General features: G+C 41.7%; 17 protein-coding genes. 6 read left to right on the forward strand and 11 right to left on the reverse strand.

The window, feature by feature from the left end:
- The first annotated feature begins 4 nt into the window (after positions 1–4).
- From I1A42_RS16875 to I1A42_RS16885, 3 genes are read left to right on the forward strand one after another with little or no spacing between them, the layout of a single operon-like run.
- The gene (locus I1A42_RS16875) at positions 5–910 is read left to right on the forward strand and encodes a glycosyltransferase family 8 protein (RefSeq protein WP_161158048.1); all 906 of its coding nucleotides are present in this window, start codon (positions 5–7) and stop codon (positions 908–910) included.
- Positions 911–918: 8 nt separating this feature from the next.
- The gene (locus I1A42_RS16880) at positions 919–2,412 is read left to right on the forward strand and encodes an oligosaccharide flippase family protein (protein ID WP_196124143.1); all 1,494 of its coding nucleotides are present in this window, start codon (positions 919–921) and stop codon (positions 2,410–2,412) included.
- A 25-nt stretch (positions 2,413–2,437) separates the two neighbouring features.
- A complete protein-coding gene (locus I1A42_RS16885; RefSeq protein ID WP_196124144.1) occupies positions 2,438–3,295 on the forward strand; it encodes a polysaccharide pyruvyl transferase family protein in 858 nt (285 codons plus the stop codon).
- Here the strand turns inward: I1A42_RS16885 and I1A42_RS16890 are convergent.
- Complete coding sequence (locus I1A42_RS16890) at positions 3,292–4,026, reverse strand: nucleotidyltransferase family protein (protein ID WP_196124145.1); 735 nt, start codon at positions 4,024–4,026, stop codon at positions 3,292–3,294. The genes I1A42_RS16885 and I1A42_RS16890 overlap by 4 nt on opposite strands.
- Before the next feature lie 40 nt (positions 4,027–4,066).
- Positions 4,067–5,095, reverse strand: a complete 1,029-nt coding sequence (locus I1A42_RS16895) for a GHMP family kinase ATP-binding protein (RefSeq protein ID WP_196124146.1) — start codon at positions 5,093–5,095, stop codon at positions 4,067–4,069.
- A 133-nt stretch (positions 5,096–5,228) separates the two neighbouring features.
- On the opposite strand from I1A42_RS16895, the gene I1A42_RS16900 reads away from it, so the two are divergent.
- The 3 genes from I1A42_RS16900 (at position 5,229) to I1A42_RS16910 (ending at position 8,668) form a co-directional block, all read left to right on the forward strand.
- Positions 5,229–6,359 carry a glycosyltransferase gene (locus I1A42_RS16900; protein WP_196124147.1) on the forward strand — a complete coding sequence of 377 codons (1,131 nt, stop codon included), beginning with the start codon at positions 5,229–5,231 and terminating at the stop codon, positions 6,357–6,359.
- A gap of 92 nt (positions 6,360–6,451) precedes the next feature.
- Positions 6,452–7,804: a putative O-glycosylation ligase, exosortase A system-associated gene (locus tag I1A42_RS16905; protein WP_196124148.1), complete on the forward strand. Its 1,353-nt coding sequence runs from the start codon at positions 6,452–6,454 to the stop codon at positions 7,802–7,804.
- Positions 7,805–7,813: 9 nt separating this feature from the next.
- Entirely contained in the window at positions 7,814–8,668 is an 855-nt protein-coding gene (locus I1A42_RS16910; RefSeq protein WP_196124149.1) for a glycosyltransferase family A protein, read from the forward strand.
- Positions 8,669–8,709: 41 nt separating this feature from the next.
- Here the strand turns inward: I1A42_RS16910 and I1A42_RS16915 are convergent, their stop codons facing one another.
- Genes I1A42_RS16915 through I1A42_RS16955 form a run of 9 tightly spaced genes read right to left on the reverse strand, consistent with a single transcriptional unit; the run spans position 8,710 to position 19,505 of the window.
- Positions 8,710–9,552 carry a polysaccharide pyruvyl transferase family protein gene (locus I1A42_RS16915; RefSeq protein ID WP_196124150.1) on the reverse strand — a complete coding sequence of 281 codons (843 nt, stop codon included), beginning with the start codon at positions 9,550–9,552 and terminating at the stop codon, positions 8,710–8,712.
- Complete coding sequence (locus tag I1A42_RS16920; RefSeq protein WP_196124151.1) at positions 9,542–10,702, reverse strand: glycosyltransferase family 4 protein; 1,161 nt, start codon at positions 10,700–10,702, stop codon at positions 9,542–9,544. Before I1A42_RS16920 ends, I1A42_RS16915 begins: the two co-directional genes overlap by 11 nt.
- Positions 10,699–11,919 carry a glycosyltransferase family 4 protein gene (locus tag I1A42_RS16925; RefSeq protein ID WP_161158038.1) on the reverse strand — a complete coding sequence of 407 codons (1,221 nt, stop codon included), beginning with the start codon at positions 11,917–11,919 and terminating at the stop codon, positions 10,699–10,701. Before I1A42_RS16925 ends, I1A42_RS16920 begins: the two co-directional genes overlap by 4 nt.
- A gap of 2 nt (positions 11,920–11,921) precedes the next feature.
- Positions 11,922–13,805 (reverse strand): XrtA/PEP-CTERM system amidotransferase, encoded by a 1,884-nt coding sequence (locus tag I1A42_RS16930; RefSeq protein WP_161158037.1) that lies wholly within the window; start codon positions 13,803–13,805, stop codon positions 11,922–11,924.
- A gap of 2 nt (positions 13,806–13,807) precedes the next feature.
- A complete protein-coding gene (locus I1A42_RS16935; RefSeq protein ID WP_161158036.1) occupies positions 13,808–14,938 on the reverse strand; it encodes an acyltransferase family protein in 1,131 nt (376 codons plus the stop codon).
- A gap of 12 nt (positions 14,939–14,950) precedes the next feature.
- Positions 14,951–16,396, reverse strand: coding sequence for an exosortase A (xrtA, locus tag I1A42_RS16940; RefSeq protein ID WP_161158035.1), 1,446 nt, complete (start codon positions 16,394–16,396; stop codon positions 14,951–14,953).
- Positions 16,383–17,609, reverse strand: coding sequence for a TIGR03087 family PEP-CTERM/XrtA system glycosyltransferase (locus I1A42_RS16945; protein ID WP_161158034.1), 1,227 nt, complete (start codon positions 17,607–17,609; stop codon positions 16,383–16,385). The genes xrtA and I1A42_RS16945 overlap by 14 nt, the downstream gene beginning before the upstream one ends.
- 5 nt (positions 17,610–17,614) lie before the next feature.
- Positions 17,615–18,685 (reverse strand): FemAB family XrtA/PEP-CTERM system-associated protein, encoded by a 1,071-nt coding sequence (locus I1A42_RS16950; RefSeq protein ID WP_202436535.1) that lies wholly within the window; start codon positions 18,683–18,685, stop codon positions 17,615–17,617.
- Positions 18,663–19,505 (reverse strand): XrtA system polysaccharide deacetylase, encoded by an 843-nt coding sequence (locus I1A42_RS16955; RefSeq protein ID WP_161158033.1) that lies wholly within the window; start codon positions 19,503–19,505, stop codon positions 18,663–18,665. Before I1A42_RS16955 ends, I1A42_RS16950 begins: the two co-directional genes overlap by 23 nt.
- Positions 19,506–19,522 lie beyond the last annotated feature (17 nt).

Raw genomic sequence — 19,522 nt, forward strand, 5'->3', positions numbered from 1 at the left:
GATTATGAATCATATTTTACTCACCACTGATGAAAATTTTGCTCAGCACTGCGGTGTTTGTATTGTCTCCATCATAAAAAATAATCCGCATACTCATTTTTGTATCACCGTGGCAGGAATGGGGTTAAGTGAAGGGAGCAAAAATAAGTTACAGCAATGTGTGGCCCTTTCTGATCACAGTGAACTGAATATTGTTGAGTTCCCGGGAGAAAAATTAGAACCCTTCCCCCAAATTGGTGGCTATCGAAAGAATATCTACTTACGCCTTTGGGTGGATGAGTTTGTCGATGAAAGCGTTGATTTCGTTCTTTATTTGGATGCAGATACGCTGGTGGTCGATTCAATTGAGGACTTATTCCAATTTAATCAGCACGATTTTATTATTGGCGCGGTCGACATACCATTTGCTGACAGTCACAAACGGTGTCATTTGCCGCTAGAATTCGGCTATTTCAATTCCGGGGTGCTGTTGTTTAATGTGCAGCGTTGGCGTACGGAGCATTGCCGTGAGCAACTGCTGAGGTTTTTAATAGAAAATAAAGACATTGCTCTCAATCCAGATCAAGATGCGCTAAATGGGGTGTTTTATCGCCAGAGACTAAACCTTGATTATACCTACAATGTCATCACGCCATTTTTCCGTCGGTACGATTATCAGAAATTAGGTAGCGATGAACTGACACGGGTGCGCAACGAAGCCAAAATCATTCATTTTAATGGTCGAGCTCGTCCGTGGCTCTATTCCTGTAACCACCCTTACCAACATAAATACTTTGATTACTTAAGTTTAACACCATGGCATACGTTTAAGCCGCAAGATAAGTCTCTGTATACATTAATGAAAAAACGGTTACGTGTTCTGTTAGGTAAAGAGAGTTTTATACACATATCTGATGTGAAGGGAATGTAGAATCACTTATGAATGGAAAAACCAACAAGATTCTAAAAGCCTCATTTATATTGTTATGCGTATCTTGGTATTCGCGGTTACTCTCTGCGGTGAGTATCATTGTTCTTGCCCGAAATTTAACGCGCGATGATTTTGGTATTCTCGCTGGATGTTTTATCGTACAAGGTTTTTTTAATGTATTGTCCAATGTCGGAAGTGGCCAATACCTCATTCGTAAAAGCAGTATCAGTGAACATGATATTAATGCTGCCTGGACGATCAATTTCTTATCGCGGGTGATGGTCGCACTCCTTATCTATTTACTCTCTGAGCCAGCCGCACAATATATGCAGATACCAGAAATGGGGTTAGTCCTTAAGGTTATGTCTCTTTCTGCTGTGTTTATCGGCCTGCAAAACCCAGCGATTAACCTCAAAATTAAACAGCTTGATTACAGTAAGCTCTCAGTGCTTGAAATTGTAACCAAATCAATTTCAAGTACGGCATCAGTGGTTATAGCGATGATGTTTCACACATACTGGGCCGTTGTGATTGCTGGGTTGCTCTATAACGGTCTGTATGCGTTAGGGAGCCAATTTATCGTGCGGCAAAAGCTTAAATTTGTGATTGATAATATTAATGTTCAGTGGCAGTTTTCTAAGTGGATTCTACTGAAAGGGGTGATTAATTATATTAAAGTTGCTTTTGATAAAGTGATTGTCGGCAAGTTTTATTCGGTCAGTGAATTGGGGTTGTACAACTTTGCTAATGAAGCGTCAGTGACCGCGTTACAATTTGTCATTACGCCAATCAACAAAGTGCTTTATCCGAGCTTATCAGACTACGTCGATGACAGTCAGCGCTTACTGGATAAAGTATATAAATCCATTGTTGTATTGAGCTGTATTTATATTCCGGTGGTGTTCGGTGGCGTATATCTCGCAAATATCATCGTGCCTAGTGTGTTTGGTGAACAATGGCGTGATGCGACTCCTCTTTTTCAAGCATTTTTAGTGATGACGTTTTCTCGCATGATCGTGGGAGTGTTAACGGATGTCTTCACGCTAACAGGAGAGGTTAAAAAGCAGTTTTTTTATGAGGCGCTTACCTCGGTACTGTTTTTACTTATTATCCTCGCTGTGTCATCGGCGAATCTTTATGATTTTGCCGTATACCGAACTCTTGTCGCTTATCTGATGTTGGCAGCCCTGTTCGTTGCTTTGAATCGGATTATTTCAATTTCCATGCTCAAAACTGCAAGGTTAGTGGTTCCGTTTATTGTCGGATCATTGGTTATGCTCGTGGTTGTTTATGGTATGCAGTTGGTGTTTATCACTGCCGTACCACTACTTAACTTATTGGTTTATATCCTAGTTGGTGCATTAGCCTACGGTGGAACAACGATGTTATTCGTTTTCTATTTAAAGCGTATCAGCCAAGAATATGACTTCTTGTACAAGACATTTATCCGGCCATCCGTGAATATCTTAAAACGTCGGTTGCTGCCGCAATCTAGCCACTAAAATAACAAATATAAGGACATGTATAGTGAAAATTTTCCGTGTGACGCCAGGTAATTTTGGTGATGATCTTAATGAGATATTGATTGAGAAACGGTTAGGCGCGCACTTTAATGGCAATGTATTTTTAAGCCAAAAATGTGATTATCAAGTGAATCAGGAAGATCAAGTTATTGTGGCGATTGGGACCATCCTTAATAACTTAACCCCAAAATCTGGGCATAAAATTGTCTTGGGGGCCGGAACTGGATACGGAGACCCCGTTGTGATTGATCAAGATTGGGATGTGCGTTTTGTCCGTGGCCCATTAACGGCGAAAAAGTTGGGTCTACCCGCCAGTAAATCAATTACCGATCCAGCAATTTTATTGGCCGATACTGTATATCCAAGACCTGAACGCGCTGATAATATTGGCTATATTCCCCACCATGCGGTTGCGAATTCTTTGTGGCAAGAAGTGATTGAAAATATGGGACTAAAATACATTGATCCGCGCAGAGATTTCGATTCAGTGATGGGCGACATGGTGGCATGTAAGTGGGTTATCGCTGAAGCAATGCATGGAGCAATTGTCGCAGATGCGCTGCGTATTCCGTGGGTACCAGTCGCCAGTGCGGAAAAAATTAATACCTTTAAATGGCATGATTGGTGTAGCACGATAGGAATAGAGTATTCGCCAGTATCATTAACGAGCTTGTGGCCGACAACGAGCCCTAGCGTTGCGAAAAAAGTCAGCAATGGCATTAAGAAAACGCTTGTGACTCGCCAACTCAATAAGCTACTCAAACATGCTCAACCGCAATTAAGTTCGGAATCGATCTTTAAAGACAACTTATTGCGAGTGAGTGATTGTTATGACGAATTTTTTGCTGAGCTTGATGGTTAGGAGATGTGCTGTTGCTGGGCAAAATCTCGTTGAGCGATTTGATAATCTTCAGGGGTACCAATGTCGATGAAGTAATTATTGGTATAAACACCATAAAAGGGGGCATGACCAATTTCAGCTTCCAAAAAATCTGTTTCGAATGAGAACGTATTTTGCCGAGGAAATTGGTCGCTCAAGTTCGGGCGCATTAAATATACACCACTATTGATATTGCCGGGATGACCGCCTTTTTTTTCTTCAAATGCGATGAGTTTGTTGTGCTCATCCACAGTTACACGGCCATAGCGCCCTGTATTATCTAGGGAACGCAAAACCATAATTAACTCAGCATTCTGATTATTCAGTTGTTCAATCATCTCAGTCAGAGAAAATGAGATAAAGCTGTCACCATTTAACGCTAAAATAAGATCTGATTGTTGAGCGTAAGGTTGACTGAGCGCCTGCTTTAGCGCTCCGCCTGTGCCAAGAGGATGTTCTTCAATAGAATAACTGATCGTTAGGTTCTTATGCTGGTGGCCAAAATATTCCATTATGGTATTACGATGGTGCCCCACTGCTAATATCGCGTGAGCAATATTTTGCGAGATACAGTAATCCAATAAATATTCTAAAAAGGGTTTCCCAGCCACATCAACCATGGGTTTACAGGTCTGATCTTGTGTAATTGAACGCAAACGCGTCCCCATTCCACCACATAGAATAATGGCGGTAACGGTGGGTTTTTGCTTCATTAAAGATTCCTTCATCAGAACATACTACCAATATAGCTCGCTACACGGTCCAAGATTGAGTGCCTTGCTGCGTAAAGTGGAACGGTTGAATTCGACCGTTTAATTCTTTTAAAGTGCTTTCGACATCTAGACGATTTACAGGGTTAACAAACAGCATCACGAAACCACCACCACCGGCACCGGTGATCTTCATTGATTTTGCCCCGGCAGATAACACACGATCTTCTAGCTCATCAATACTCGATGTCGAAATTGAGCTGGACATGCCTTTTTTAGCTATCCATGCTTGTTTGAATAGCTCAGACATTCCATCAATATCGGATTTAAGTAAACACTCCTTCATCGCATAAGACAGTCGTTTTACTTCATGCATCGAGTCAAGAGATGCGCTGTGTGGTGCGTTGGTTCCTTTTATCTGTTCATCAATAATTTTGGCTGAAGAACGAGATACACCAGTGAAATAGAGGATCATTTGACTCTCTAGTTCATTAATTATCGCATGGCGAATACGCAGTGGATTAACAATAACGCGGTCATTTTCATAGAATTCCATGTAGTTAAAGCCACCAAAGGTAGTTGCATACTGATCTTGCTTCCCTCCAGAAAACTGACAATCGATACGTTCTATTTCGTAAGCAAGTTTAGCAACATCGTAATCGCTTAATGGTAATTTGAGTAATTCTTTATAGGCACTTAAGATGGTAACCACCATCGTGGAGGACGATCCTAAGCCACACCCAGGAGGAGCATCGGAAAAAGTATACACTTTTACTGGAATAGGTTGGTTTTGGTTGTAATCGCGAACAATACGGTTATAAACCGCTTTATGCAGTAGGAGTTCTCCCTCAAGGGCGATGTGAGCACAAATTGGGGTGTGATACTGTTGGTTTATATCTTGAGCGATAATGGTTATACCTGCATCTTCGCTAACCAACTCGATAGTACAATTTGCATACATGTTAATGGTGACGTTAAGTACGGAACCACCATAAGTATCACAATATGGCGAAATATCGGTTCCTCCGCCAGCTAAACCAAGACGAAGTGGAGAACGAGCCCTAACAATCATAATGATTAACCTTTTTCACTGTCCATGAGAATATGACCATATTTCATTTTTACTATAGATATAATTGATATACAGTATTGTTATCTTAGCCTTATTATCTAAAGGCATTTACTGTTGGATTTGTAATTAAACTATGGCTAAATCAAAAATACGTGTCTGCCATCTAGTATATAGTTTCGATGTCGGTGGTTTAGAAAGGATTATTGTAAATTGTATAAATAATCTCAAAAGTGATAATTTTTCTCATATTATTATCTCACTTACTACAATTGGTGATTTTTATTCGGAAATACATTCTCCAGTGGAAAGTTTTGCACTAAATAAAGAGGCGGGTAATGATATTTCTTTATATTTTCGTCTTTACAAATTACTCAAAAAATTACATCCAGATGTGATGCATACCTACAATTTAGGTACCATTGAATATCAGTGGGTCGCTTGGCTGGCTGGAGTGCCCTTGAGAGTTCATGCTGAGCATGGTCGAGATAGTTATGATCCCGATGGCACTGTTAAAAAATATCGTTGGTTAAGGCGTATTACCAGTTCTGTTATTCATCATATGGTAACGGTATCTGCAGATTTAAAACAGTGGTTAATCAATGATGTACATATCCCTAGCCGTAAAGTAAGCCTGATTATTAATGGGGTTGATACTGAGTTTTATCACAATGCGTTGACCAACGGTCACACATTGGATTTTTGCCAAAGAAAATGTGTATTTGGCCATGTTGCGCGATTACACCACATTAAAAACCAACAATTTCTCATACAAGCCTTTGTGGATGCATGTAAGCAACACAATGATTTTTATAATGAATGTGTTTTAGTCATCGTTGGGGATGGGCCGGATCGAAGTCGACTAGAGAACTTTGTTTTACAGCAGCCGCTGCTTAACGAACGAGTTTTCTTTGTCGGTTCTCAGACACAAGTAATTAATTACTATCAGAATTTTGATGTTTTTTTGATGTCCTCTTTAGCAGAGGGAGTGCCGATGACTTTAATTGAATCAATGTCTATGTCCATTCCTCATTTAGTGACAAGGGTGGGGGGAATCAAAGAAGTCATCATTGATAATGAAACTGGATTATCAGTCGAAAGTGATGATTTACAAGGCTTCGTTGAACATATGTATCGTTTGTTTTGGGAGCCAACATTGCGTAGTGATATGGGCTCTAAAGCGAGAAAACGTATTGAAGCACATTTTAGTCAACATCGTATGATTGAAGCCTACGAAAAAATATATCAAGAGAGAGACAGACAGTGATTGAAGGGATACTATTTTTAGGTTGTCTTGCCGTATTAATTTATATTGTTAAGCAGTCTGTTGATGTAGATAATAAGCACCAGGGTGATTAAATGCGTGATCTGGTCTTTTTTTTAGCGTTTCTTGTTCTGTTATTTTTTTCATTTCGTAGACCATTCGTTGCGGTTAGTTTATGGCTGTGGAGTGGATTATTTGTGCCAGTATATTGGCTTTACGGTTTTGCATCATCAATAAGTTATAACAGTATATTTGCAGCAAGTACGATACTTGGATATTTCATTTATCGACACAAGCCGTCATTTAAAGCTAATGCGCCATTTATTGTTGTTATTTTATTTTTCTTACATACTTGCTTAACCAGCTTTTTCGCTTTAGCGCCAAAAGTTGTTGTTTCTATGGAGTTAACCGATTTCTTTAAAGCAATACTGCTATTCGTTTTTATATGCCTTATTTTAAGGAAACAACATCATTTTAGCTTATTCCTTTGGGTTATCGTGCTTTCCATTGGCTTTATGGGGTTTGTTGAGGGATTGAAGTTTATTGCCTCTGCAGGTGGGCACCGGATCAAAGGTCCATCGGGAAACATACTTTCAGACAATAACCACATGGCAGTTGCGATGTGTATGACGATTCCATTTATCATTTACTTGATCAGTGAAACGCAAGAAAAGTTACTCAAGTTTGGGTTACGATTTATGCTGATCATGAATATCTTAGCGGTTCTTGGTACCTTTTCCCGTGGGGGATTAATTGGTTTAACCATTATTTTGGGGTATTTCTGGCTCAAAAGTCGGCATAAAATGCGCAGTCTTTTTGTGTTGCTCTTTGCCGCTATTATTGCCTATAACTTGTTACCGCAAAGCTGGTACAACCGAATGGCAACCATTGATGATGCCATGGATAACTCATCATTCACCACTCGAGTTAATTCCTGGAAAATCCATACCTTGATGGCGTTGGATCGGCCGTTAGTTGGCGGCGGTTTTAAGGGGCCACAGGTGAGTTATGTGTGGCGAGCATTAGCGGTAGATATTGATAAATTCGACTTTATTAAAACCCCTCCTCCGGGTGATAAAGGCTGGGCAGCGCATAGTATTTACTTTCAGGTGTTGGGTGACCAAGGGTTCTTAGGGCTGTTTTGGTTTTTGTTATTTATTTTCTTAACCTTTGTGCGGCTATGGGTGATAGAACGATATTATCTGCGGCATGATGGTAAGGACTCATGGCAATGCCGCTTGGCTGGTATGACAAAGATTTCCATCTTAGCGTATTGTGTTTCTGGTGCTGCACTTTCACTGGCGTATTTGGAAATGTTTTATGCGGTGTTGGCTATGGTAGTATGTCTTGACCAAGTGAGGAAAGCCAGTGTGGTCAAAGATAGAAAAACAGTATCAAACAAAAGCAAAATGCCTGCACATAAAATGAATGCCCATGGTTACGAATAGGTGTATCTGATGAATCCTAGTTTCCAACTGTGTGTTTTTGCCTACAATTTGGAAAACACAATTCAGCAATCGCTAAAAAGCCTGATTGATAGTTGTGGGCAATATCGCCCAGATATATATGTGATGGTTAATGGCTGTAGGGACCACACCTATCAACAAGTGAATAAATTGGCACAAATCTACTCCAGCATTATTCCAGTAGAGATACAACTGGGGGATAAATCTAATGCTTGGAATACTTTTGTTCACCAATACTATGATGGTTATTCCATCACGGTGTTTGCTGATGGTGATTTAACGTTTGAACAAAACGCAGTTGCCAATATTGTTGATTACTTCCAGTTAAATCAACATTATCATGCGGTTTCCAGCTTTCCTTGTTTGAAAGGTCGAAGTGCAAAAGCGTGGCGAGCAGCCTTACTCAAAGAACACCAATTTACAGGTAATCTTTATCTATTAGCCCCTGAATTCTTGAAAAATATTATTGCACAAAAAGTCTATTTGCCCACTGGTTTGATAGGCGATGATAGTATGCTTGGTTTTCTATCTGCGACGAATCTTTGTAGCGGAATAGATACCCCTATCGACAACATTGGTGTATGCACTAATGCTGTCTTTAACTATGAACCATTAAACCCAACCAGCCTCAAGGATATAAAACTTTATCTACGGCGTCGGGTGCGTTATTCAAAACGTCATATGCAGCAGAGTAATATTGTGCCGCAACTCAAGCGCTATGGTTTAAAAGCAATGCCGGAATATGCCGCACAAATCGACCGGCTTCATATTCGCTGGTTAAGCTCAAATGTTATCTTTGATCTTCTTGCTGCGTGGTCGATCAGACAAGAACGTTCTAGAAGTTAGTGTACGACTTGTTTAAGCGTTAAGTTATTTGGGGATAGTCATCAAGCATGAAACAATTGATATGGGAATGCTTGTTTAAGCGCTTGAGCATCAAACTGAATTGGCTTAATCGAGCATGAGTCAATCACGTTTTCTATTGATAATGACTCACTTTGCTTCATATCTATTGATGTGAATGAATCAATACCAACACCTTTATAATAATCTTCAAATTTAAATGAGCGCATCTCTTTGAATACTAGGCGGCAGTTGGGTACTTGGTAGGCGTCAGAGGCAATGATGCCATGCAGTGAAGATGAAGCGATACATTCACAATTGAGTAATTGCTGTAGAAAATGTACGGAATCTGACTGTCTGATATCGATAATACAGACACGACTATCTTGGCGCATTTTCTGGATCCACGGGTGATCTTGATGTTCATAGTGCGGAATGATACCCAATTGATATGGCTTTTCTACAGGCGCTACGAGGGGATATATTTCTGGTAGAAGTAACGCAGGATCACCAAAAATTTCTGGGCATTTCAAGTCTTGTTTGAGTAAAAGATCTCTTGTTAACGGGCCGCGTACTGAACAAATTTTTCGTGGTGCTTCTGTGATTCTTTGTTGCTCTGAGATAAATCCAGATCCCCATACGACACTGTTGTGATTCGATGCCGCTAAAACGCTACCGATTCCAAGAAGGTGCCGACGATGACCCAGTGGGCAATTCACGACTTTCTTTTGTGAAACATATTGAATGATATCTACGTTAAGTAAATCGCCCCAATTCACGACATCACTAAAATAACGGACATTGATCGTTGGTTGACGATGGTATTTGAGTAGTTGTATTTCACTTTGCGCTGTCTGAACTAAACGGGTAGCGATTTTACTGAACATAGGACGAGCGCGCTCCTTGGGCTGAGAGTAAATGAGTGATGGTCGTTGCGTTCGAATCCCAAGTGAGTTCCCGTTGAACAACGGTTTTTCGTGCTGCCTTACCCAAGCGCTCTGTTAGTTCAGGATCTTGAATTAGGCGTTCTACACACTGTAACAACGTTATATTCTGCGTCTTTTCGTCAAACAACAAACCGTTCTGCCCATCTTCTAAAAGTTCACCGATATTGGGGGTGTTAGGGGCAATGATGGCTTTACCACTCGCCATATATTCTAATAGTTTTAGAGGGGAGGCCCATGGCGTCACGGCAGGTTGTAGCGCAATATCTATTTGCGCGAGCCAATATGGCATTTGGTCACGTTCGACCAATCCAGTACTGTGAAAGTTTTCTGCCATGCCAAGTTTTAACGCTTGAGATTTTAGATCGTTAATAACAGGGCCATCGCCAATGATCAGCAGCATTAAATTTGGGTTGTGTTGTTCTGCAATTAAATCGAGTACTTTATCCAAATGATGCCATTCACGACAAAATCCGACAAAGCCAACCACCGTTTTATCCAAAAAACGCTGTTCTCTAGGTTGTTGGGCACCGGTACCAAATCGAGATGGATCAATTCCATTGGGGATCACTGTAATGCGTTCATCGGGAACACCTGCTTGCTTAATATAATTGGCTAACACCTGTGTGACCGGCAAAACGTGGTCGGCATGTCGCCATGTGTAGTGTTCACTCCACTTAGCTAACCAACCGAGTGCTAAGCCTCCATATTTTTTGCGTTCTTTATAAAGAGGCGAGTTCACCTCTAAAACGAAGGGTAAACGGAAAAGAGATTTTGCCCATATTCCGGCGGGCAAGAATAAATTATAGCGTTCATACATCGCATCAGGACGATGTTTTTTTATCGCTATACAAAGCTTAAAAAAGGCCAAAAATGCATAGCCAAATTCCAATAATTCCGCAATGAATTGAGGTAAGGCTGAGCGAAGAGTAGACATCCACCCGCCGTCACTGCCGAAATCCGAATGTTGTGCGACATCTGGTGCGACAAGAATTACGTCGTGTCCTTGCCGTTTTAACGCATTAATGATCTCTTCGACGTGAACATATTGACCGTCTTTTGATGCAATGCGATGGTGATAGAGAATTTTCATTGGATAATCTCGGCAATAGTTTCTGAATCATACTGATGGTTAAGAATGGCATTAAAAATGCTGTATTGAGCTTCTGACGTCGATTGCCACGTAAACTGCTCCGCATATTGTCGAGTATCGAATCGTTTCGGTAGATGAGTCAGTAGGTGACTTATACCTCGTTGAATGTCGCTCACATTACGTTCGACCAAGACGCCAGCTTGATGATTTTTGACCACTTCTGGAGTGCCCCAAATATTGGTCGCCACTACCGGCGTGCCACACGCCATCGATTCGAGTAGCACATTGGCCCAGCCTTCTCGGCTTGACGCTAATACAGAAATATCGGCAGCCGCGTAATATTGGGCCAATTCTTGTTGGCTTAAACTGCCGAGAAATAGAACGCGTGATGCCAAATCAAGTTCTTGCACTAACTTATGCAGTTTCTTCTCATCAGGGCCGCTTCCAGCAATGAGTAAGGTAATATCAGGTAACGCTTGAATGGCCTCAATAACCAGATGGTGCCCTTTGCGCTCAATGAGATGACCTGTCGACATGACAATCGATCCTTGTTGGGGCAGTGATAATCGGGCGCGTAATTGTGGTTGTGATGGTTTGTCTTGGTAAGCAAATAGGTTGAGATCAACACCATTGCGCAGTGTGCTGACATTCTCTGGGTCAGCGCCTAGTTCGATCATACTTTGGCGGAGTGCTTCACACACTGCCATTGTATGGTCAGCGCGCTGTAATACCTGCTGAATTTGCTGCTTTGGTTTAGCAAATTGCGGGATCAAATTGATGTCGGTTCCCCTTGCTGTGACGGTAAATGGTTTGTTGAGTTTTTGGGCGACCTGTTCAATAGCAACGCCGTCGGGATAAAAATAGTGACCGTCTATTAGATCAAAATCGTAACCACTATCGATGAGTTGTTTCGCTTGGCGAGCAATAGAGTACGCTAACGTATGTGGTGTCAGTGTCATTCCTATTTTAGGTATGACGAGATAACGTGGGTGATAGACGTCTAAGCCAAAGCGTTTTTCATGATAGGGCGCTTTAGCAAATTCAGCGTAAGTGCCGAAATAGGAATTTTTAAACGGAAAGTAAGGAACTGGCGCAATCACTTTGGCTTCCACATCGGGGAAGTATTGTTGTAATTGCCGCAATCGAGTTTCGATAAAAATGCCATTTTTAGGATTGTTGGCAAAGGGAAATAATGTCGTGATTGTAACGATTTTCATAGTTATGCCTGGCGATTAAGGAATTGACCGAACATGAGTAAACACCAAAGTGCATCACTATGATCACTACGCCCACTCGTATGCTGATGAACAAGTTGCTTCAAGGCCTCAGGGCGAAAATATCCACAGTCAAACATACGTTCAGATAATACGGTATGTGCCAATTTCTCTTTTAATGGACCTCGAAACCACTGCGCAATCGGAATACTAAAGCCCATTTTAGGGCGATATAAAATGTTGCTGTCTACATAAGGTTCAAGTGCTTTCTTAAATGCATATTTGCCCTGATTACCATGAATATTAGATTGATTATCAATAGAATAGGCCCATTCAATCAGCTTGTGATCCAGTAGAGGGGCTCGAGTTTCGAGAGAATGAACCATGCTAGCTCGGTCTATTTTGGTAAGAATGTCGCCAGCCAGCCAAGTTTTAATATCCAGATATTGAATACGTTTGAGTGGGTCTTCCGTTGGTGCGTTCTTAGCGTGATGTTTGATAACTTCTAGTCCGGAATAACCATTAAGCCGTTTTTGATATTGCGGTGTAAATAACGCCTGACGCTGGTCAGCACGTAAACGGGACATGGTATTTCCATACGCTTCAATCGGGTCCATCGCTAAAGACTGGAAAGTCGTTTTTGCTCGCAGGAATTGTGGGGCCCAATCGGCTTTAGGGTAAACTTTCCCTAATATGCCAAAAATGGGTTTGCGTACTGAATAAGGTAATGTTCCCCGTAATTGCTGTTCGGCCATTTGCAAACGGTAACGTCGATAACCAGCAAAAACCTCATCACCGCCATCACCCGTTAAAGCAACTTTGACCGATTGACGCGCTAATTCACAGACGCGATAGGTAGGAAGCGCTGAGCTATCAGCGAAAGGTTCATCGTATACATCTGTAAGTTTATCAATCAAATCATACTCATCGGCCGAAATGACCTTAAGTGTATGATTGGTATGATAACGTTGGGCAATTTGATCTGCATAGTCGCTCTCATCAAAATCACTTTCATTAAAGCCAATTGCACACGTGTTAATCGGATCGTCCTGATAATGTGCCATCATGGCAACAACGGCGCTTGAATCGACGCCTCCAGATAGAAACGCACCGAGAGGTACGTCCGCTAACATACGAATATTAACCGCCGCTTTTAAGTGATCGATCATCGCTTGCTGTGTTTCATCCCAAGATTGGATGTGCTGCGGTGCAGGTAAATCCCAGTATGCTTGAGGTGTTACTTTGGCATTAGGCGATAATAGAAGGTAGTGGGCCGGTTCGAGTTTAAAGATGTGTTGGTAAGCTGTGTAAGGGTCTGGTACATACCCGAACATCAAGAACTCTTCTGCCATTTCGTCACGAAGGGTTTTATCGACGTCAGGATGGCCGAGTAACACTTTTAGCTCTGAGCCAAAGACAATTTGCCCCCGCTGAGTTTTAGAATAATACAGCGGCTTTTTCCCTAAGCGATCACGAGCAATAAACAACTGTTGAGTGTTTTGATCCCACAAGGCAAAACAAAACATGCCTTGAAAACGCTGTAAGCATTCAACCCCCCACTGTTCCCAAGCGTGCACGATGACTTCCGTGTCTGATAAGGTAGAAAAGGTGTGGCCACAGTTGGCTAACTCAGTCACTAAGGGTTGGAAGTTATAGATTTCACCATTGAAAACCACGCATACCGATTTAGTTTCATTGAAGACCGGTTGGTGACCGCCGGATAAGTCGATAATAGAGAGGCGCCGATGCGCTAAGCCGATATTCTGATCAAAAAAATAGCCTTCATCATCGGGTCCCCGATGGCTCTGTAAGCGGTTAATGGTTTGCAGCAGCTCAGTATCAATCGGGTGAGCAGTGTGAAGGTTAAAGATCCCTGAAATCCCGCACATGTCTAATACTCCATTTTGACTGGTGTTGGCTTATGTGTTTTTGCTAAAGACAGTGGCTTTTCTACCCCAATAAATAGGAGGGTAGAGCTTATCCAAGTCAGAAAAAACACAGGCACAACGAATAGATAAATTTCCACATCCCATTGATGATGAGCAGGAATAACCATCGCTAAAATAAAAAAGAAAAATTTTAGTGTTAAACCATGAATTAAATAATAGGAATAGCTCATGTTTCCATAACACCGTAACAGCGGTGAAGAGCACAACTTTGATAACACAGTCCGGGTATCAAAACATGACAAACACGCCAATGAAAATCCGACAAAAAGCAGTAATAAATCAAAGTACTTCGATACGTTCATTAATTTAAATAGCACTAGAAGCGCAATCGTCACTGGGAAGAACCATGAACTGGTTATCCTGTGATGATTTTTCCCTGATTGATATATTTCATAGGTCAGCATGCCTGCGATAAAGAGCAACATTTCACTATGAGAATCAAAGCCTAATAATGTAAGTAGGTAGCCACAACATGCGGCGCTTAATAGAAAGGATATACGATGGAGCCGTGACCATTGCCTTAGCTGTAACACACCAATCATGACGGGAATAAAAAGGTAGAAGAACAGCTCATAGCTTAAACTCCAACTCACGGTGACTATCGCTTCGATTGGAAACATACCGGGAAGCATGAAAATATTGGCCAACACATAGATAATCCCCTGCAGCAAATCTGCTGGGAGTTTGCTTTCATGTGGAAAGGCAAAAGAAAGACCGATATAGAGGAACAACACGACGAGAAATGTAGGATAGAGGCGCTGGATTCTTCTTTTGATGTAAGGTGTGAAAGGGCGAGCTTTACTGATCAGCATGCCATAAATTAAAAAACCACTAATAATAAAAAAGAGTTCGACCCCTTTGCTGCCTATATGGCGATAATGTGAAATTAATGCCGATGTTGTGGACTCTTCAATGATCCATGGCGTAAATTGGGCGCAATAGTGAACAACAAATACCATAAAGGCGGCGATGGCACGAATACCTTCTAGTGGCGCAATGGTTTGATGATGACCATGAGGTACCTCGTACAATGAGAACAGCCGGCGAATTGTGTGAGTCAAAGAATCATTCATGGGTTTGACTCCTTATTGCTGCGAGGCTAAATGTTGGGGGGAACTGAGTTGAGATATTGCTTGAATTAGGCTGTTACTGTCGAGGTTAGTACTAGAGAATGCGGTCAACTGAGAGACGATAGGTTGACGACTCAATCGGTAGTACAGTTCTAACAACTTAATTTTTATTGGGTTAATTTCGTAGTGGTTATTGACCCGATACCAATAAATGATAGTGAAGTAGGTCCCGCGGTGATTAACCAACTGTATCTCATTGGCTTGGTGGTCATTCAGTTGAATCGTGCGTTTATGACTTAAGGTCCAATTGTCTTCACTATAAAATTTATTGCGACTACTAATAATTTCGGCATCAGAGGAATGTTGGAAATATTGAGCGACGTAGTATTCGCTAGTACCATCTTTGGCTCTGGCACGTAGGGCTTGATTTGCCTGCGGGAAATGAATGGTCCAGTTTGAGTCTGTAATTGTTTGATAATGGTCCGGTACAGGTATAGGAGTCTTGTCAGTAGTGTCGGATAGGGGCTGCGAAATCAGGTATGACCAAGAGAATGAGACAATAGCAATCGCAACGATAATAGAGTTCACACTGGAAAGAGAGACGGCTGTATTAGATTTTTGCTCCATATGGATGGTGTTGTTGTTCGTTGTGATGATGTCGTCGCACAACCAGTACGCAATAAAAAATGAGCAGATAGTCACCAAACTAAAGAAGAACCAACCGTAAACTAAATGATCAACGCCTGATGCGTATTTCATGTCGATAAAATTACCAATCATGATAATGCCAAAGACACGCAACCCATTGGCAATGATTGGAAATACGAACGAGAACACAATAAATAGCCAAAATTTCCAATGCTTTTGGAAGAACACATGCGCAAACAGTGTACCGAGCGCCAAACTAGCAATAAGAAATCGGATCCCCGAACAGGCTTCTGCCACTTCGAATTGACCTCGGGGTACTGAAATATATAGTCCTTCCCTAAATACCGGAACACCAAAGAGGCGTAACAGCACAATAGAAATATCGGCAGTAATCTGTTGCAGGAAAGGAATCAGTTCTTCACCAAATGGTACGAGAAAAATTAAATAACATATGATGAACCGGTTATTCTTTGCTTGTTGGTGGCCAATTAACGCCCAAATGATCAGCTGTAAAGAGACGACAGCTGCTAAATGCTCAAAGAAGGCAATGCTGGCTGCTTGGCCCACAACCCAAAGTATGCAGGGGAAGATAAGTAAAACTGCGGGAAGTTTCACCGCTGATAAAGGAATAGTGGCCAAATACTCTTTCTTTTGCCAGAGTAACCATAAGCAAATAGGAATAATGAGATAACAATGCTCATAGGTGTTGGAATTGTTCCACACATTGATCATATTACCCAGTGACTGGTAATAGATGGCGAACCAGACGATGAGCGGAATACTGAGGCGTAATACCCACTTATTTAACATCATTCGAGCCTAAGTAACTTAAAAGCGGTGACAATTTGGCTGGCCAACTGTAAGTTGCTTCTAACCAAGATCGTGATGGTACCGCTGCATGAAGTCCCAAAGAGAGCTTTTCGATCACCCAATGTGTCATATCGTTTGGAGAATCAGCAATATACACATCATCTTTAGGATAGTTTTCAATCCCTTCAATCCCCAGCTCGGTGGTAAGCACGGGCTTTTCCATAGCCATGGCTTCCAAAATTTTATTTTGAATACCCCGAGCGATCTGCATTGGTGCGACAGAGGCTTTGGCATGCAATAAATAAGGGCGTACGTCTTCTACTCGTCCGGTGACGACGACGCCAGGAACATTCTGTAATTCAAGAACTTCTTTGGTTGGCGATGAGCCAACAATGTAAAATTTACTGTCGGGGATCGCTTGTTGAACCTCGGGCCAGATAGTGCGTACAAACCATGCGACAGCATCTGCATTGGCCCAATAATTCATGGCTCCCGTAAACACAATGTAGTTCTGTTCGCTGAGTGGATAGTCTTCACTAAGTGCCTGTTTTGCGCTGGGAGAGAAAAATTCACAGTCGATACCATTACTCAGAGTTTGAATCCGGCTCTCTGCGGCATTTTTATCGCCTATCATGTCGCGAAACAGGTTCGTTTCGTTATCAGAAATAAAACAACTTACGGCAAATTGATTCGCGACATATTTTTCGTATTTCTCTAGTGTGCGATGTTCTCTTTGATACACCCAACGCATAATGCCGTGCGTTTTTTCCGCGTATTGGCGCCACTTGTCAGAGTCAATATCCGCAAACTGAATCACTTTATGTAACGGAGGTGTTGATGTCCCCAATACATATTGCGCCATACAGCCGGAGTAAATAAATGCCTTATGGATATCTTGTGTATTTAAGACCTTTGTTACCCATTGCTGCATTTTAGGGTGGTAGTAGTAAGGCAAAGTGATGGGCTTACCGGTTATGAAGGCTTGCAGGCCACGTACTTTGGCAAGTTGGCTATTCAAGTTAATAAAAACCGACTCTTTACAATAACGCTGCACATCTTTGATGTATTGGTGATCAAAGGGGTCATCAATAAAGCAACCTAAGTAAATATCAAAGTGTTCACTGAGAAACTTCAAGGTGTTGCAAGTCGTGATCTTATCCCCTTTGTTAGCGGGGAACGGAATGCGATGACATAGATACAATAGTTTTTCTTTCATGACCGTTACCCCAGATACTTAGACAGATTAGGACCAATAGCCCGACTAATACTCAATGGCATTCGCTTCCATAAGTCGATAAACAGCTTATATTTGGGGTTATTCGGCGATAGGTTAGGCATAGATTCACTTTTCACTAGAGCAATTTTGTAATGCAGCTCTTCCTCCTGCATCCCCCAGTTTTTCTTATAATTGTATGAGCCGGAGTCATTTTTACTGCGCCCAAAATCAAAGTGGGTTTTACCTTTTTCTTGGGCAAGACACATTAATTGGTAATACATGTAGTCATAGCTTTTCAGTGCTCGTGCTTCAAACTTGCCGCCGCCGTAATAAGGCAACACACCATCTTTATAGTAAAAACTTAATACGCTAGATACTGGGTTATTATCTTTGTCACGGATAATCAGGGTCTTACATCGGTCGCCAAATGTCTCTTTTAGCGTGCTAAAAAGCTTTTTATTAAACACTGGTGTTCCCAAATTACGCACGCTTTCGGCGTAGACGTCGTAACAAAGATCGGGATCATCATGGTTATCCCAGCTCAGCTCATTTTTTAGTGAATGACGTACAACCGCTCTCTGTTTGCGTTTTATCGAAGTTAGTATTTGCTCGGGAGTATCCTCTATCTCACAAGAAAAGGTTGAGTGATGACAATGGACCTGCCACGGCGATTTAGATTCCCGAAGATAACGATCTCTCAGTTCTACATAATCTACGTTTAGTTGGCAGCCTAATTCATAAGCACTTGCTTCGAGCTGGTGGCGAATATCATCGTTATCAGCTAAAACTCCGCCGTATACACAAAATGGTGTTGAGATTAGCGCGTGACCAAAAAGAAAACTTTTCTGTTCGACAAGCGGCAATACACCAACAATTTCACTGTTCCGTGTTGCCATTAAATAGCGGGATTTGTGGCGGAAAACTTGGGTAATAACCCTGATCCAACCCGAGAGATGAAAGAAGCTTCCATCTTGATGATTATCCACATATTGGTCCCAACGTTCATACTCTGCTGCTGTAAGAGGTTGAATAGTAACTGTTTGATTCATCATATTAGCCGTTGAGTTGGTAAGCATGACTGACTGTGTCCCACTTAAAGTCAGTGAGAAGTTGTTCGAGTCTGCTCTCCATTCGATTCAGATTTAAATAATGGCGAAAGCGAGATTTAAGGGGGATACCAGCCATGCGGGGTTGCTTATCATCAATCTCCCATGGGTGGAAATAAAAGCAAAATGGTTGGTTGGTCTGTTCCATAAACTGACTGATTAACCATTGGCTCATTTTGTAAGGGTATAGGCGAAAAAAACCGCCTCCACCGATTGGCAGCTTAAACCCGGTACTGGTATTAGTGGGTAGTGGTATTTCTACAATACCTTCTGGGCGACGATATTTTAAACGCGGCCAATCCGGAGCACCATAGAGATCGCGCTTAACAGGATAGGTACTACTACTGAAAGTAAAACCTACGTCTGCTAAGATTTCAAATACCCACTCGTTATCGGGGTTAACCGAGAAACTTGGGGCTCTATAGCCATGTACTGCAATCCCCGTCGTATCTTCTAAAAACGATTTAGCGCGATAAACATCTTCACGAAATATTTCTGGTGATTGGGTATTCGCCCGTTGATGAGCATAGCCATGGCTGGCTAATTCATGGCCTTGCTCAACAATACGTTTCACTAGTTGGGGGCAATGTTCTGCAACCCAACCCAACATAAAAAATGTGGCTTTAGTTTGGTGCTCGTCAAACAGGGCTAACAATCGATCCGTATTCTGTTCAACTCTTACTTCGTACTTTTTACCCCAATCTGAAAATTTGACTTGGTTTTCAAACGCTGCAACTTGAAAGTAGTCTTCTACATCCACGGTCATTGCATTACTGCGTGTTTGAATCATAAGCCCTCACTCCTTGA

The organism is Vibrio nitrifigilis (genome assembly GCF_015686695.1).
Taxonomy (GTDB): Bacteria; Pseudomonadota; Gammaproteobacteria; order Enterobacterales; family Vibrionaceae; genus Vibrio; species Vibrio nitrifigilis.